Raw genomic sequence first — 14,546 nt, 5'->3', positions numbered from 1 at the left:
TACAACTGTAAACTTAAAAATGCAAGAGGCAGACCCCGCGCTTCAAAAAAAGTTTATGCCCAGCCCAGCAGCCGAATCACCGCCATCGACGCGATTCCAACAATAACGATCACCAGCAGATTTTTCGAAATAATGGCCGCCAAAAAGGTGGGCAGCGACGCTAATAAATTGGCGGCGTTCACCCCCGGCCACTGCCCCGGCCGATACGTGAGCAGGCTTTCCACATAAATTGCCGTCAATATCGCCACGGGAACAAAGCTTAAAAATTCCACCAGCCAGGCCGGCAGCGTAAACCGTTTGACCAAAATGAATGGCACCACGCGAATCAGCCAGGTCGCCAGGCCGCTTAAAATAATGGCTGCTAAAACATACTCAGTCATGCCGGCTCACCGCCATTCCAAACAGACAGCCGAGTACGGTGGCCGCTAAAATCGCCAAGTTGCCGGCCATGAAGCGCATCAAAATGACCATCAGCGCCGCCACAAATACGGCGATATCGACCTGTTTCACCAGCGGGTGGGTCCGGTCCGTGATCACCTGCAAATACAATAGACCAATGAACATCGCCACCACGGCAAAATCCAGTCCGAGAATATCCGGGTCCGGAATCAGCTGGCCGGCCATGGCACCGACCAGCGTCGCCAGCGCCCAAACTAAATAGGCCGCCAGATTCGCCGCGTGCAGCCAGCTGCTGTGCAGGGTGCGGCCAGTATGGTTCAGCTTATTCATCGTCAGCGCAAAGGTCTCATCCGTCAGCAATGACCCCGCGGTGATGTTCTGGAATAAACTTTCCCGCTGTAATAATGGCGCCACGGTCATACTCATCAAGCCCATCCGTGCATTGATCAGCGCTGAGGACAAGACCACCGCCCCCAGCGGACTGTGCACAGCGAGCATACTGACCATCACAAATTGGGCGGAGCCGCCGTACACGATGAGCGACATGAGCACCGCTGCCAAAACAGAAAAACGGCTGGTCTTCGCAATGATCCCGAAGGCCAGACCGATTCCTATGTAACCAAAAACCGTGGGCAGCACATCCTTAAACCCGCTGCGCCACGTGAGTTCATCATCCACCGAACCACCTGCTCCCTGCTTTTTCCCTAGTGTAGCAAAATCCGCCGGCAAAGCAAGGCAGTTTCCATTAAATTAGTCTACTGCATTTTTCTCCCCGTAGGCCTGATTGATCAATTCCTGCAGCTGCTGGGTATCGCTGGACGCGGAGGCCAGGCCGAAATGATACACATGGCCATGCCAGTCCTTGGGCACGTATCGCGGCGCGGACACGATCAATAAATCCGGCGGATCGGCCGGGTTATACGGGATCATATCCACCAGCGGAATGTGTTCCAGTAAATTCCGCACCGGCTGCTGCAAGTGGTAACTCAGCCCCATCCGTAAACTGACCCGGAGATGATGGGTCGTGTAATGGGCCCGATAAGCCGGCCAGAACAAATAGGTCAACAGATTCGTCAGCTGGTCAACCGTGTGGTGCAGCCAGTAGCAGTCCTTGCGCCGCGCCACCTTTTCCCAAAAGGCCCGAATCGACCGGCGCAGTTCTTGGTAGTGGCGGTTATTCGGGGTCAGCTGCATCCGAATCAGCGGGAACAGCACCGGTAAGGGCTGCTGGAAATAAAAGATGGGAATCAGCATCAAATACGTATTCGCCAGCAATACCGTCCAGCGCTCATGGGTCGGTTCCCCGCCCATCTTGTTGGCCAGCGTTTCCGCCAATTCGTCCGTTAACTTGGCCCACGGATCCGCTTCCTGAGCCAGCCGGGCACAAACCAAGGAATGGATGCGGTCACTGGTGGCCAGCACCACAGGACCGGAAAACAGCGCGAACCCCGCAAAAGCCACTTCCGCTTCAATATTAGGGATATGCCGGGCAGCAAAAACATCCGCGATCATTTGTTTGTAAGCGGTCGTTGACATAGGTATCGTGACCCGGTGCAGGCCTCCTTGTAAACTTGGTTTATCAAGTAAACAAGGAGGCCTTTCATGGTTCAAATCAAAGATATCGTGCCGATCCAGGTGACCGACCGGTCGCCGAAGCCGCTGGTCAAACCGCAGGTTGCGGCACGAGTGAAGCTCAAGGACGCCGAGGTCGTGTTTTACACCGGTGTTGACCGGGCAATTCTGCACGTGGTGCTCCAGGAGTTGACAGGCAATGTTCCCCAATATCCAAGAGCTTAACATCTATATCATTTGCGGAAAAACGGACCTGCGCAAAGGAATCGACGGTTTGGCCGCTTCCTTGCGGGAGCTGTACGGCGAAGACGAAGTGCCTTATGATCACTCGCTGTTCTTATTCTGCGGCAGTCAGCGCGATCGGTTCAAGGCTCTGTACTGGGACCGCAGTGGGTTTGTTCTTTACTACAAACGGTACGAGAACGGCCACCTGCAGTGGCCGCGAACGCGCTCTGAGGTGCAGCATCTCAGTCATTACCAGCTGAAGCGATTGATTACTGGTCTAAGTATTCAAGAACGGAGTACCATTCATGATTTCAAGCCAGGATATACCAACTAATTGAGGAGGAGAAGCCATGATTTATTAGCATCTCCTCTTTCCTTCGCCGTATAAAACATGATATAATCCATTTATTATATTTATTGGAGGAACACCGATTGGTAGACACAAAAGATGCAGTGCGATTGGTGGACGCTTCGCCAGAACAATTACGCACCGCACTGCAGAATTCGATAAATGAAAATCAGGACCTCCGGGAACAGATCGCCGTCTTGAAGCGCATGTTGTTCGGTCGGCGCCGGGAATCAAGCGATAACCTGCCGCATGGCCAGACGAACCTGTTCAATGAGCACATCATCACCGGTGAAGAACAAAGCATCATCGACAAGCTCACCGGTGATGACCGCAAGGTCGCCAAGAAGAAGCTCAAGAAAGCGACACGGACCAAGAGCACCGACTTGAACAAGCTGCCGCTGGACGAGCAGGATTGCCTGCTCGAAGGTGAGGAGCGCAAGTGCCCGGTCTGTGGTGAAGAGATGCAGGATATCGGCCGGTCGAAAGTACGCGAAGAAGCAACCTTGATTCCGGCACAGCTCCTGCACACAATCGTCTATCGGCACACCTACGCGTGTCCTAACGGCTGCTTGAATCAGCGCGGCAACCAGTTCCTTAAGAAGTCCGATGTGCCTCGCCCAGCCATACCGCATAGTCCAGCTTCTTCAAGCGTCTTGACCGAATCCATCATGGCTAAGTTTGCCTACAAGATTCCGGACAACCGGCAAGAACGCTTGTGGCACAGTCGCGGGGTCGATTTCACCCGGCAATCAATTGCCAACTGGCACATCAAGGCGTCAGAAGGCTACCTGGAGTCCCTATACAAGCTGATGCACCGAGATCTGCTGACTCAAGACGTTATCCATGCGGACGAAACGCCCTACCGGGTGTTGGATCTAAAGAAGGCGCAGACCTATTACTGGGTCTACACGTCCAGCAAGCACAGCGCCCACCAGATCGTCATGTATGAGCACGGTAATAGCCGCGGTTACGAGGAAGCTGCCCGGTTCCTGGCCGGCTACGAAGGCTACCTGCAAAGTGATGCCTACGCCGTTTACCCTAATTTGCTTGGGGTCACCAATGTCTTCTGCTGGGCTCACGTGCGTCGTAAGTTTGACGAAGCCGTGACCGCCGGAGACAAGGGGCTGGCCCCAACGGGCCGCCAGTATTGCAATGATCTCTTCCAATGGGAAAAGAAATGGCAAGACTTGTCGGCTGATGAACGTCAAACCCAGCGCGAACAACGACTCAAACCTGTCATGGATGCGTTCTTCGCTTGGCTGGTCTCGTTGGACGGCAGCTATCTGCCAAAATCCAAGGTGGGCAAAGCCATCACCTATGCGTTGAAGCATGAGGCTGGCTTGCGGGCAGTCCTGTTGGACGGCCGACTTGAACTATCGAACAACCGGGCCGAACGCGCCGTCAAAGAACTGGTCATCGGTCGTAAAAATTGGCTGTTTTCGCAGAGCAAACGCGGCGCGACGGCTGCGGGGGTCATTCTTAGTCTGCTCACGACAGCACGGGCTAATCACCTCGATCCGAGTAAATATTTCAACTATCTATTCGACACAGTGCCTAATTTGCCGGCTCCCGGCGACATGGTCGCCTTGCAGGACTATTTGCCGTGGGCGCCGAAGGTGCAGGCGTTCTGTCACGAATAACAGCGGGTAAAGCAATGGTGCAATCTTCATGATAGAGGATTGCACCATTTTTGTCTTCACACCTATTTCAACGACCGCTTACATTTGTTTTTCCGGCAGACGGAACCACAAGTCCGGGATCGTCGTATCCTCGACGGCAAAGCCGTGCCGAGCCCGCTCCAGTCCTACGCCCAACACGACCAGCAGCCGTTCCTTGATCACGATTGGACCGGCATTAGCATTGAAGTAATGGCCCAGACGGTCTACCACCGGCAGCAGTTCCGGGTAGCGCACGGCATAGTCCTTAGCGGAACACAGCCCCACATCCACTAATAAGTTAAAAATCATGTACCGGACCAAAGGCTCGCTGCCGACAAACGTCAGCTGGCGTACGTTGATCCGAATACCGTACTGTTCATTCAAATAATCCACCAGCGGCTTCAAGCGGCGAATGACCGTCATCGTGGACAGGTACACCGATTGGCTGAACTCTTCGATCGTGCCCGCCGGGTGATGCAGCATATACGCCATCGCCTGCATCGCCAGACTGTCACTGATCAAATATTGGAAATACACCTCCGCCGCCGGCAGCCGGTCATCGACTGCCACGTCGCCATTAGCATCAACGAAAGCCGACATATTCGGCTCCACAGTAGCCAGGTCGGTACTGATCAGGTGTACCAGGGACCGCAGCCGGGTGACGCCGTAATCGCCATATTCAGCATCCAGTGCCCGGACGGTGTAGACTCCCGGGGACGCCTGCCGCACCGCCGTATACAAGTGCAGCTTGTCATTGGCGGTCTTATCCAGGAATAAATCAGCGACATTAGGCATGATGATAACCTCTTTTCTCAAGCAAACATTCTATGTCTTATCATTACCATAAGGATAACATAATAGCCGAGAAAAAAGGAATAAAATATTTGCCCCAAGACGAAAAAAAATCCCCACTGTCATAGACAGCAGGGAAATTCTTAATCCAGTAACAGCAGATCCCAGCGGGAGATAAAACACCGCGTATCCAATTGAACCCACTGGCGGCCCTGATCATCGGCTAAAATACCGGTGGTCGTCACGATACTGCCCGAGGCCACAGTGTTCGCGGCCTGCCCGAAGTGCGGGAAATCGAAGACCGGCACCTGCTGCGCCGTATGGCTGACGACCTCTGCCCGGTGGGCAAAAGCGGTCAACTGCGGCGGCGTAGTTAAAATCGGCCGGCCTAGCAGCGTCATCCGCTCTGAGCGTTTGACCCAAATACCGCCGCCCAAATCGTACCACTGGGTGCGGCTGATCCGATCGACCACCGCCCGATACACCGGCCAAGTCGACCCGGCGGGCAGCGCCGCCGCCAGAGGCTTCGGCGCCAGCGGATCGGCAAACGGGTACACCGCCATATCCATCTTCATCAGCAATTGTTTGTCCACCGGCAGCCGCATGAGCTGCAGCGTGTCATAAACATACTGGGCAACTTTGCTTTTGGTGGTAAACACCCCGGCACTCGCGTCGGGTGTTTTGATGATCGGAAACGGATTGCCCGGCAGCGGTGTCAAATGATACGGCGCATTCAAATCGCCGGACACGTACTGGGGCGGGACCAGCAAGTTGCCCTCGGCGTTTTTGTGGTACACCACCACCGGTGCCGCCTGCTGGGCCGTATAAATCATGCGGATCCCGTCCGGTACTGGTTGGAAAATTTCCGAGTAATTTTCCACCCGAATCAGTTTGTATCCCTGAATCACCCGCCAGGGTAAATCAAGATGGCTATGGGCCGGGCCAGAAACCTGGGTATCTTTTAACAAGCGGTCGCCTAGTACCGATAAATAACGTACAATAATCCGCACCGGTGCCACGTTCAACGGCGACTCCCGGCGTGCCGGTATCCGTTCAGGATGATCGACTTCTGTCACCGCTGTGTCCCCTCCGCTCATTACCAGAATAACACCTAACTGATTTCTGTTCGGCGCATATCCATGGGAATCGATACTTCCGCCAAATGATGACCACGGACCAGATCAACTTCGTTCTGCTTCGCCTTGCACAATTTATCTAAGACATAATCGATTTCGGCGTCCAAAATATTGCGCCGCTCATTCGTCAGCAATATTTCCTGATGTGCCGGCGCCTGGGTATATACGACCGTCGTCGGCCCCAGTGAGTATACCTTCACGAATTGGGCATCGGTCGCTGATAACTGTTGCGCTACCAGATGGGAATAACTATTGGTGATATCAATGAGACGCATGCTTTTCCACCCCTATCCAAGAAACTCCGTTCACAAATCTATTATAGAAGAAAAACGCGCACGGGGAAACCAAGAAACACGAAAACACCGTGGTTTTCGTGCGTTTCCCCCAAGCGGTCGTGATACTCATCATGTTACACCAAATACCGCCGGAAGAGAACAAAACGGCCATCTCCAGCGATTGGGCCGGAGATGGTCGTTTTATCAAGGTACTTCAATTACATTAATTACTTTTTAGCAGAATCCGCTTTGGCATCCACGGCTGCTGCAGGACTGTCGCCGCTGATGGTGATTTCGCCGTCACTCATCCGCGCTTCCAATTCCTTAACATCCGGATGGGCCAGATAGTAGTCAGCAACCCGGTCTTCGATCTGTTCCTGGATCACCCGGCGTAACGGCCGCGCGCCCATGGACGGATCATAGCCCAGATCCACTAGTCTTTCCTTCACAGGTTCAGTGACATGGATGTGCAACCCTTGATCCGCAATCATACTGTTGGTATCTGCAATCATCAAGGATACGATCTTCATCAGATTATCCTTAGTCAAGGAGTTGAACTCGATGATGCCATCGAACCGATTCAGGAATTCCGGTTGGAAGTAATCTTTCAAAGAGCCCAGGACAGAATGTGTCTTGCCCGATGCTTCTGCCGCGAAACCAACATTGGCTTCTTGGTTTGCTTGGCCGGCATTGGACGTCATGATGATGATGGTGTCCTTGAAGCTGACCGTGCGGCCTTGGCTGTCGGTCAACCGGCCGTCATCCAAGATCTGCAGGAACATGTGCATCACGTCCGGGTGCGCCTTTTCGATTTCATCCAGCAGGATCAAGCTGTACGGATGACGCCGTACCTGCTCAGTCAACTGACCAGCCTCTTCGTAGCCGACATAACCCGGAGGCGAACCGATCAGCTTGGAGACGCTGAACTTCTCCATGTACTCACTCATGTCAAAGCGAATCATCGAATCCTCGGAACCGAAGAGCTGCTTAGCCAATTGCTTGGCCAATTCCGTCTTGCCGACCCCAGTGGGGCCAACGAACAGGAAGGAACCGATCGGCCGGCCGGACTTGTTGAAGCCGACCCGGTTGCGCCGAATGGCGCGGGCCACATCTTCCACGGCCTTGTTCTGACCGATGATGTGTTTCTCCAATTCAGGGGCCAGGTTGACCAGCTGATGCTGTTCCTGATCCTTGATCTGGCCGACGGGGATACCAGTCTTCTCTTCAACGATGTTTTCCATGTCCTTTTCGGTCACGGTCGGCTCGTTCTTGGGATCAATGGTATCCTTCTTCTTCATATCCCCGAGCTTGTCGATCTGGTCACGGTAGTAAGCAGCCTTCTCGTAGTCTTCCTGCTTGAGGGCGGCCTGCTTTTCTTTCTCCGCGGCGTCGATCTTTTCTTGGATCGTCTCGGGATCAACAACAGTCAAAGTCAAATTCTTGCGGGAACCAGACTCATCCAACAAGTCAATCGCCTTGTCAGGCAGGAACCGATCTTGGATATACCGGCTGCTCAACTCCGCAGCTGCCTTGATGGCCTCCGCGGTGTAGTGCACGTGGTGATAATCCTCGTACCGCTTCTGAATGCCCTGCAGGATCTTGATGGTTTCCTTGACACTCGGTTCATCCACTTGGATGGGCTGTAACCGGCGAGCCAGAGCAGAATCCTTCTCGATCGTCCGATACTCGTCACTGGTCGTTGCGCCGACCAGCTGCAGTTCACCCCGGGCCAACGCTGGCTTCAAGACGTTACCTGCGTCCATACCGCCTTCCGCGTTGCCCGCCCCGACGATCTCATGGATCTCGTCGATGAACAAGATGATGTCTTTATTCTTCTTTAATTCTTCCATTAACTGGGTCATGCGTTGTTCGAATTGACCGCGGATCCCGGTGCCTTGCACCAGAGAAACAACGTCCAAGCGAATCACGCGCTTGTTTTGCAGCTTAGCGGGCACATCGCCATCGACGATCTTCTGAGCTAAGCCTTCCACCACGGCCGTTTTACCGACCCCGGCCTCACCAATCAGGACAGGATTGTTCTTGGTCCGGCGATTGAGGATCTCAATCACCCGGGCAATTTCCTTATCCCGGCCGATCACTGGATCGATCTGGCCATTCTTGGCTTCGGCAGTCAGGTCAACCCCGAATTGTCCGAGCAGACCACCGCCGTTGCCGCGCCCGCCTCGACCACCAGCTTGGGTCTGGGGACGCTGTTGTTGGAAGTTCTCGTTTGCTTGGTTTTGGGCGGCTGGATTCATGGCTTGGAAAATATCGTTTAAGCTGCTAAACCCGAATGGATCATTCGGGCCGGCGTCACGAGTGCCATTCTGTGCCTGGTTCTTCAGCAGTTGATAGCAGTCTTGGCAAAGATTGATTTCCTTGCGCTGGCCATTAACGCTGGTGTACAGATGGATCGTGGCTTCATTCTTATGACAGTTGTCACACAGCATACGCTTGCCACCTTTCTTCACTGGCCGAAACTTGCTTTCGACCTACGCTTATTATCATACAACTAGCACTCTCTTGATGCAAGTGCTAACGCTTGGGGCAAATCGCCGATTTTTCGCGGCTTTTTAATGCACTGTGCTGTGAGGGGGTATAATAGGAAGCGGATCAATGTTCCTAACAGAAAGGAGGCTGTGGGGCTCATGCCTGACTACCAACAAGCGCTGCAACAGCTGGTGGCCGGGAAGATCAGCGAGATCACCATTAAACCGGAGAACTTCTTCGCGTTTCGAAAGGTCTGGACCGATTTTCCCCAGCGCAACGAGATTGTGGGCACCGCCCAGCGCGGCGGCACCATCGTTTACCAGTTCCATGAAAGCGGTAAACACTAACAGCCATCGTACTTTTTACGGGGCTTGAAGGTTGTATCACTACTGAAAAAATGGTACTCTGAAAGATGAAATGTAGGGCTTTCGCCGTGCCATTTCCCGACCACCTGACGTGGTTAATTAACTGATCAAAAGGAGATATGAATCATGGAAAAACGCGATTTTCACATCATTGCTGACACAGGTATCCACGCTCGTCCCGCTACGCTGCTGGTCCAAACAGCAAGCAAGTACGACTCTGACATCAACTTGGAATACAAGGGCAAGTCAGTGAACCTGAAGTCGATCATGGGCGTTATGTCCCTGGGCGTTGGCCAAGGGGCTGATGTGACCATTTCTGCCGAAGGCGCGGATGAAAAGGATGCCATCACTGCCGTAGCCGACACGATGAAGAAGGAAGGACTCGCTGAATAATGAGTAAGCACCTCAAAGGGATTGCCGCCAGTGACGGGATTGCCGTCGCGCCCGCCTACCTGTTGGTAGAGCCGGATCTGTCGTTCGACAAGAAGACGATCAGCGATCCTGATACAGAGGTTAGCCGCTTACAAGATGCACTTGATAAATCAACTGCAGAATTAAAGATTATTCGGGACAAGGCCAAGGAAACTTTGGGTGCAGACGAGGCACAAGTCTTCGAAGCACACATGATGATCCTGGCCGATCCTGATTATATCGGTGCAATCAAGTCCAAAATCAAGGACGATAAAATCAATGCAGAAGCGGCATTATCTGCTGTATCGGATCAGTTCATCAGCACCTTCGAAGCCATGACGGACAACAAGTACATGCAAGAACGTGCCGCCGACGTGCGGGATGTCACGAAGCGGGTGATGAGTCACCTGCTGGGTGTCACCCTGCCCAACCCGGCATTGATCGACCATGAAGTCGTCATTGTGGCCCACGACCTGGCGCCCAGTGATACGGCGCAATTGAACAAGAAATTCGTTAAAGGATTCGTCACCGATATCGGCGGCCGGACGGCCCACTCGGCCATCATGGCCCGGTCGCTTGAGATTCCCGCCATTGTTGGTGCAGAATCCGTCACGAAGGACATCAAGGACAATGACATGGTCATTGCTGATGGTCTGACTGGCGATATCGTGATCGATCCTTCTGCTGATCAAATCAGCCAGTACAAGGACGCCGCTGAGAAGTTTGCCGCGCAAAAGGCGGAATGGGAGAAGCTGAAGGATCAGCCTTCTGTCACCGCTGACGGCAAGCAATATACTGTTGGGGCCAACATTGGTACGCCGAAGGATATGGCGGCCGTGAACGCCAACGGCGGCGAAGCAGTCGGGTTGTATCGGACCGAGTTCTTATACATGGACTCCGACGAGATGCCCACTGAAGACGCCCAGTTCGAAGCGTACAAGTCCGTACTGGAAGACATGAAGGGCAAGCCGGTCGTTGTTCGTACCATGGACATCGGCGGCGACAAGCACCTGCCTTACATGCCGTTACCGCACGAAATGAATCCGTTCCTGGGTTACCGGGCCATCCGGATCTCTCTGGATCGCCAAGACATCTTCCGCACCCAATTGCGGGCTTTGCTGCGGGCTTCCGCCTTCGGCAAGCTGCGGATCATGTTCCCGATGGTCGCCACGCTGGATGAATTCCGGCAGGCGAAGAAGATCTACTTGGAAGAAAAGAAGAAGTTGGAAGACGCTGGCACCAAGGTTTCTGATGATATCCAAACTGGTATCATGATCGAAATCCCGGCTGCCGCTGTTCTGGCCGATCAATTCGCCAAGGAAGTCGACTTCTTCTCCATCGGTACCAACGACCTGATTCAATACTCCATGGCCGCTGACCGGGGCAACGAGCACGTTTCCTACCTGTATCAACCTTATAACCCGTCCATCCTGCGCTTAGTCAAGCATACGATTGAGTCTGCGCACAAGGAAGGCAAATGGGCTGGTATGTGTGGGGAAGCCGCTGGCGACCCGATCATGGTTCCCCTCTTGCTGGGGATGGGCTTGGATGAATATTCCATGTCCGCCACCAGTATCCTCAAGGTCCGCAGCTTGATGAAGCGGCTGGACACTAAGGATATGAAGAAGTTAGCTGACAAGGCAGTCAACGAGATGACCTCCAACGAGGAAGTCGCCGAGATGGTCAAGAAGGCAACTGGGCAAGAGTAAGTTGTGTCCATAGCTTAAATAAAACACCGAGTTCTGCACAAGCAGCGACTCGGTGTTTTTTTATCGTTTTTCCCAGTCAGTTGGACTACAATCCAATGGAGAAAGGAAGTGTTTTGCAATGGCAAAAAAGATTTATCAGACCCGGACTGCCAGAACGCTGGCTCCTCTAACAATCAGCGGTGAGGACGTCTTTTCCAAGACAGTACCCGTTTATGCCGAGGTGGATGATCAAACAGGTGAAGTGAAACTATTCGTCGGCCACGACGATATGGCACGCTTAAAGCGGCTCAAACCCCTATCAGATACAGACGGGTACTGAAACTAGCACGACCGGTCAAAGACCAGATAAAGGAAAAACGCCGCTTCCAGCAGCAGCAAAAGTCCCGCGATCTTTGGCCACTTCGGGTGCTGCTGGTGCAGACCCAGATAGCCCAGCAGAATCGTAAACAAGACCGCCGCCAGAATAATCACTGTCATGCTCTACTTCCCCTCCTTCGGTAACAGCACCGGCAAATATCGCGGCCGCCAGCGAATGGTCATCGGCAGCGCCGGTCCCTTGTCCCCGTCCAGCCGCAGCCGAATCGTGTGCTTCGCATTCACCGGCACCAACCGTAGCTTTTCCGTGGTGAAATAGGTCACACCCTTCATCTGATCGAAGTGGCCGCTGAGGAAGTAGCGCAAGTATGTCAGCGTCTCGTTCCAGCGGAAATGATGGAGCAGCGAGACGTGCAGCAAGTCGGACTCATCGTCGGGGATATACTGCACTCGGCCGACCCCGTTCGTGGTCGTCACCAAACCGGTCCAAATCCGCGAGGTCTCACTGCCGCCGTCATGGATCATTTCGATCCGATACGAGCGATTCGTCACCAGCAGCTGCACCCCCTTCGCTAAATAGACGATGGGCCCGAACTTGCGCTTCTCCTGTTGCCGTACTTGGTTCGAAATATCGGCCAACGCCCCGAAGACCAGCGAACTGACGAAGGCGTGGTCACCGCATTGGCCGATGCCGATACTGACGGTATGATCCTGAGTCATCGCCGTGACCAGTCGATCAATCGCGATCAAGGGCAGCGGCGGAATATTCAGCTGATGGGCTAAGTTATTCACCGTGCCGCCCGGGATAATTCCCAGCGGCACGGTCTTTTTAGCGCGCAGAAAGGCCGTCGCCACCAAGTTCAGCGTGCCGTCACCGCCGATCGCCACCAGCGCGTCATACCTGTGCGCCGCCTTAGCCACCGCCGTGATCGCCTCATCCACGCTGGGCGCGGTGATATAGGCGGACTGGATGCCTTGTTTGGCCGCTTTGGCCGCGAACTGTCTGGCCAGCCGAGCCGATTGGCTGTGACCGGCTTGGTCATTGTAAAAAATACCTACCCGTTGAATCACGAAAACCCCACCTTTCCCACTTTCAGTATCTAAAAACACGCCCTGCCGGTGGGCAAAGCGTGGCATTCTTATAGTTATCTTAGCATACCGGGCGGCTTGCGCGCCGCCTGGTAGATTAATCCATCTCGAACTTGGCGGTCAGCTTCACGTCCGGGTACTTATCGTGGAACCAATTCTCGGCAAAGCGGTTCTCGAAGAGGAACAGCGGATTGCCCGCCAAATCTTTGACCAGCAGGTTCCGGGACGAGGCCATGCTCGGATCCAGTTGTTCTGGATCGATCCACCTGGCCGTCCGGGAACCGATCGGGGTCATTTCAACCTCTGAATTGTATTCGTGGAGCATCCGATACTGGAAGACTTCGAATTGCAGCTGACCGACCGCCCCCAGGACATAATCCTCGGTGTTATAGGTCCGATACAGCTGAATGGCCCCCTCTTGGACCAGCTGCTTCATGCCTTTATGGAAGGACTTCTGTTTCATCACGTTCTTCGGCGTCACCCGGACAAAGAGTTCCGGGGTGAATTGAGGCAGCTTAGGGAATTGAACCTTCGTCTTGCCGGTATAAATACTATCACCAATGGCGAAGTTGCCGGTGTCGTACAGACCAACGATATCCCCGGCCACGGCCTGGCTGACCTGTTCCCGTTCATCGGACATGAATTCGGTGGCATTGTTCAGCCTCAGCGTCTTGCCGGTCCGGGCCAAGGTGACGTCCATGCCTTTCTCGAAGGCGCCGGAGGTCACCCGAACAAAGGCGATCCGGTCCCGGTGGTTGGGGTTCATGTTGGCCTGAATCTTGAAAACGAAGCCGGAAAAGTCATCGGAATCCGGCTGGATTTTATCACCGTCCACAGTCTCATGGGCACTGGGTCCTGGCGCCATGCTCAAAAAGCTGTCCAAAAACGTTTTGACCCCGAAATTGGTCAGCGCTGATCCGAAGAACACCGGCGTCTGTTCACCCTTGGCGATCTTCGCCAAGTCGAACTTATTTCCGGCTTCATTCAGCAGGTCAATATCGCCCAAGGCATCCTGATACTCGCCCTCTTCAGTCAAGGGATTACTGGGATCAATGGTGCCGTCCGCATTCAACGGGATAAAGTTCTCGCCCTTGGCTTCGGAGCGGTACAGCTCGATCCGCTTGTTTTGCCGATCGTAGATGCCTTTGAGCCCCTTGCCCATCCCGATGGGCCAGTCCATGGCGTAGCCCTCAATGTGCAGCAGGTCTTCCAGCTCCGCGATCAGATCCAGCGGTTCCCGGCCATCCCGGTCCAGCTTGTTCATGAAGGTAAAAATGGGAATCCCCCGTTTTTTCACGACCTGGAACAGCTTCTTGGTCTGGGGCTCGACCCCTTTAGCCGTGTCGATGACCATGACCGCGGCATCCACCGCCATCAAGGTCCGGTAGGTATCTTCCGAGAAGTCCTCATGCCCCGGGGTGTCCAGAATGTTGACCCGCTTGCCGGCGTAATCAAACTGCATCACGGAACTGGTCACCGAGATGCCCCGTTTCTTTTCGATTTCCATCCAGTCACTGGTGGCGTACTGGCCGCTCTTTTTACCCTTAACGGTCCCGGCCGAGCGAATCACCCCGCCGAACAACAGCATCTGTTCAGTGATCGTCGTCTTCCCGGCGTCTGGGTGGGAAATAATAGCGAAGGTCCGGCGCTTGGCAATGGCCTGGTCCAGATCCTTCTTGGTTAATGTATCAATCATAATTGGTTGTCTCCTTTATTCTCTGCTTAAGTAACTGACAATGAGAATAAAGGCCGTTACCAGAC

At 53.9% G+C, this 14,546-nt stretch carries 17 protein-coding genes; 7 read left to right on the top strand and 10 right to left on the bottom strand.

Features of this window, described 5'->3' with window-relative positions; genetic code table 11:
• Positions 1-53: 53 nt before the first annotated feature.
• From FMM01_RS01190 to FMM01_RS01180, 3 genes are all read right to left on the bottom strand, one after another.
• Positions 54-380 carry an AzlD domain-containing protein gene (locus FMM01_RS01190; RefSeq protein WP_150391468.1) on the bottom strand — a complete coding sequence of 109 codons (327 nt, stop codon included), beginning with the start codon at positions 378-380 and terminating at the stop codon, positions 54-56.
• Positions 373-1,077 carry an AzlC family ABC transporter permease gene (locus tag FMM01_RS01185; protein WP_150391467.1) on the bottom strand — a complete coding sequence of 235 codons (705 nt, stop codon included), beginning with the start codon at positions 1,075-1,077 and terminating at the stop codon, positions 373-375. Before FMM01_RS01185 ends, FMM01_RS01190 begins: the two co-directional genes overlap by 8 nt.
• A 72-nt stretch (positions 1,078-1,149) precedes the next feature.
• Complete coding sequence (locus tag FMM01_RS01180) at positions 1,150-1,935, bottom strand: hypothetical protein (RefSeq protein WP_150391466.1); 786 nt, start codon at positions 1,933-1,935, stop codon at positions 1,150-1,152.
• Between the two features lie 66 nt (positions 1,936-2,001).
• On the opposite strand from FMM01_RS01180, the gene FMM01_RS01175 reads away from it, so the two are divergent.
• The 3 genes from FMM01_RS01175 to tnpC all read left to right on the top strand — a co-directional run bounded on the left by FMM01_RS01175 (position 2,002) and on the right by tnpC (position 4,185).
• Positions 2,002-2,196, top strand: coding sequence for a hypothetical protein (locus tag FMM01_RS01175; protein WP_027827606.1), 195 nt, complete (start codon positions 2,002-2,004; stop codon positions 2,194-2,196).
• Positions 2,171-2,530 carry an IS66 family insertion sequence element accessory protein TnpB gene (gene tnpB, locus FMM01_RS01170; RefSeq protein WP_150391429.1) on the top strand — a complete coding sequence of 120 codons (360 nt, stop codon included), beginning with the start codon at positions 2,171-2,173 and terminating at the stop codon, positions 2,528-2,530. Before FMM01_RS01175 ends, tnpB begins: the two co-directional genes overlap by 26 nt.
• A gap of 98 nt (positions 2,531-2,628) precedes the next feature.
• On the top strand, positions 2,629-4,185 hold the full coding sequence (gene tnpC, locus FMM01_RS01165) for an IS66 family transposase (RefSeq protein WP_150391428.1): 1,557 nt from the start codon (positions 2,629-2,631) through the stop codon (positions 4,183-4,185).
• A 78-nt stretch (positions 4,186-4,263) separates the two neighbouring features.
• Here the strand turns inward: tnpC and FMM01_RS01160 are convergent, their stop codons facing one another.
• The 4 genes from FMM01_RS01160 to FMM01_RS01145 all read right to left on the bottom strand — a co-directional run bounded on the left by FMM01_RS01160 (position 4,264) and on the right by FMM01_RS01145 (position 8,856).
• Positions 4,264-4,998: a helix-turn-helix domain-containing protein gene (locus FMM01_RS01160; RefSeq protein ID WP_150391465.1), complete on the bottom strand. Its 735-nt coding sequence runs from the start codon at positions 4,996-4,998 to the stop codon at positions 4,264-4,266.
• Positions 4,999-5,138: 140 nt separating this feature from the next.
• The gene (locus FMM01_RS01155; RefSeq protein WP_027827574.1) at positions 5,139-6,071 is read right to left on the bottom strand and encodes a MucBP domain-containing protein; all 933 of its coding nucleotides are present in this window, start codon (positions 6,069-6,071) and stop codon (positions 5,139-5,141) included.
• 35 nt (positions 6,072-6,106) lie between these two features.
• Positions 6,107-6,406: a DUF1827 family protein gene (locus tag FMM01_RS01150; protein ID WP_027827575.1), complete on the bottom strand. Its 300-nt coding sequence runs from the start codon at positions 6,404-6,406 to the stop codon at positions 6,107-6,109.
• Positions 6,407-6,633: 227 nt separating this feature from the next.
• On the bottom strand, positions 6,634-8,856 hold the full coding sequence (locus FMM01_RS01145) for an ATP-dependent Clp protease ATP-binding subunit (RefSeq protein ID WP_027827576.1): 2,223 nt from the start codon (positions 8,854-8,856) through the stop codon (positions 6,634-6,636).
• A 198-nt stretch (positions 8,857-9,054) separates the two neighbouring features.
• Between FMM01_RS01145 and FMM01_RS01140 the strand changes: the two genes are divergently transcribed.
• The 4 genes from FMM01_RS01140 (at position 9,055) to FMM01_RS01125 (ending at position 11,700) form a co-directional block, all read left to right on the top strand.
• Positions 9,055-9,243 carry a hypothetical protein gene (locus FMM01_RS01140; protein ID WP_027827577.1) on the top strand — a complete coding sequence of 63 codons (189 nt, stop codon included), beginning with the start codon at positions 9,055-9,057 and terminating at the stop codon, positions 9,241-9,243.
• 144 nt (positions 9,244-9,387) lie between these two features.
• Positions 9,388-9,654, top strand: coding sequence for a phosphocarrier protein HPr (locus FMM01_RS01135; protein ID WP_027827578.1), 267 nt, complete (start codon positions 9,388-9,390; stop codon positions 9,652-9,654).
• Positions 9,654-11,381 carry a phosphoenolpyruvate--protein phosphotransferase gene (ptsP, locus tag FMM01_RS01130; RefSeq protein ID WP_027827579.1) on the top strand — a complete coding sequence of 576 codons (1,728 nt, stop codon included), beginning with the start codon at positions 9,654-9,656 and terminating at the stop codon, positions 11,379-11,381. The genes FMM01_RS01135 and ptsP overlap by 1 nt, the downstream gene beginning before the upstream one ends.
• A 118-nt stretch (positions 11,382-11,499) precedes the next feature.
• A complete protein-coding gene (locus FMM01_RS01125; protein WP_150391464.1) occupies positions 11,500-11,700 on the top strand; it encodes a hypothetical protein in 201 nt (66 codons plus the stop codon).
• Between the two features lie 2 nt (positions 11,701-11,702).
• On the opposite strand, the gene FMM01_RS16140 is transcribed toward FMM01_RS01125, so the two are convergent.
• From FMM01_RS16140 to FMM01_RS01115, 3 genes are all read right to left on the bottom strand, one after another.
• Positions 11,703-11,858: a hypothetical protein gene (locus FMM01_RS16140; RefSeq protein WP_190973421.1), complete on the bottom strand. Its 156-nt coding sequence runs from the start codon at positions 11,856-11,858 to the stop codon at positions 11,703-11,705.
• Positions 11,859-11,861: 3 nt separating this feature from the next.
• The gene (locus FMM01_RS01120; RefSeq protein WP_027827581.1) at positions 11,862-12,767 is read right to left on the bottom strand and encodes a diacylglycerol/lipid kinase family protein; all 906 of its coding nucleotides are present in this window, start codon (positions 12,765-12,767) and stop codon (positions 11,862-11,864) included.
• A 115-nt stretch (positions 12,768-12,882) separates the two neighbouring features.
• Positions 12,883-14,481 (bottom strand): peptide chain release factor 3, encoded by a 1,599-nt coding sequence (locus FMM01_RS01115; protein WP_063515345.1) that lies wholly within the window; start codon positions 14,479-14,481, stop codon positions 12,883-12,885.
• Between the last annotated feature and the right edge of the window lie 65 nt (positions 14,482-14,546).

The organism is Schleiferilactobacillus harbinensis (genome assembly GCF_008694105.1).
In the GTDB taxonomy this organism is placed as follows: Bacteria; Bacillota; Bacilli; order Lactobacillales; family Lactobacillaceae; genus Schleiferilactobacillus; species Schleiferilactobacillus harbinensis.
This window is presented reverse-complemented; position numbering and strand designations above follow the sequence as displayed.

Coding starts and splice junctions, on each gene's coding strand:
- FMM01_RS01125 (WP_150391464.1), top strand. CDS start 11,500: ATGGCAAAAAAGATTTATCAGACCCGGACTGCCAGAACGCTGGCTCCT.
- FMM01_RS01180 (WP_150391466.1), bottom strand. CDS start 1,935: ATGTCAACGACCGCTTACAAACAAATGATCGCGGATGTTTTTGCTGCC.
- FMM01_RS01190 (WP_150391468.1), bottom strand. CDS start 380: ATGACTGAGTATGTTTTAGCAGCCATTATTTTAAGCGGCCTGGCGACC.
- FMM01_RS01145 (WP_027827576.1), bottom strand. CDS start 8,856: ATGCTGTGTGACAACTGTCATAAGAATGAAGCCACGATCCATCTGTAC.
- FMM01_RS01115 (WP_063515345.1), bottom strand. CDS start 14,481: ATGATTGATACATTAACCAAGAAGGATCTGGACCAGGCCATTGCCAAG.
- tnpB (WP_150391429.1), top strand. CDS start 2,171: ATGTTCCCCAATATCCAAGAGCTTAACATCTATATCATTTGCGGAAAA.
- FMM01_RS01175 (WP_027827606.1), top strand. CDS start 2,002: ATGGTTCAAATCAAAGATATCGTGCCGATCCAGGTGACCGACCGGTCG.
- FMM01_RS01140 (WP_027827577.1), top strand. CDS start 9,055: ATGCCTGACTACCAACAAGCGCTGCAACAGCTGGTGGCCGGGAAGATC.
- FMM01_RS16140 (WP_190973421.1), bottom strand. CDS start 11,858: ATGACAGTGATTATTCTGGCGGCGGTCTTGTTTACGATTCTGCTGGGC.
- FMM01_RS01135 (WP_027827578.1), top strand. CDS start 9,388: ATGGAAAAACGCGATTTTCACATCATTGCTGACACAGGTATCCACGCT.
- ptsP (WP_027827579.1), top strand. CDS start 9,654: ATGAGTAAGCACCTCAAAGGGATTGCCGCCAGTGACGGGATTGCCGTC.
- FMM01_RS01160 (WP_150391465.1), bottom strand. CDS start 4,998: ATGCCTAATGTCGCTGATTTATTCCTGGATAAGACCGCCAATGACAAG.
- FMM01_RS01150 (WP_027827575.1), bottom strand. CDS start 6,406: ATGCGTCTCATTGATATCACCAATAGTTATTCCCATCTGGTAGCGCAA.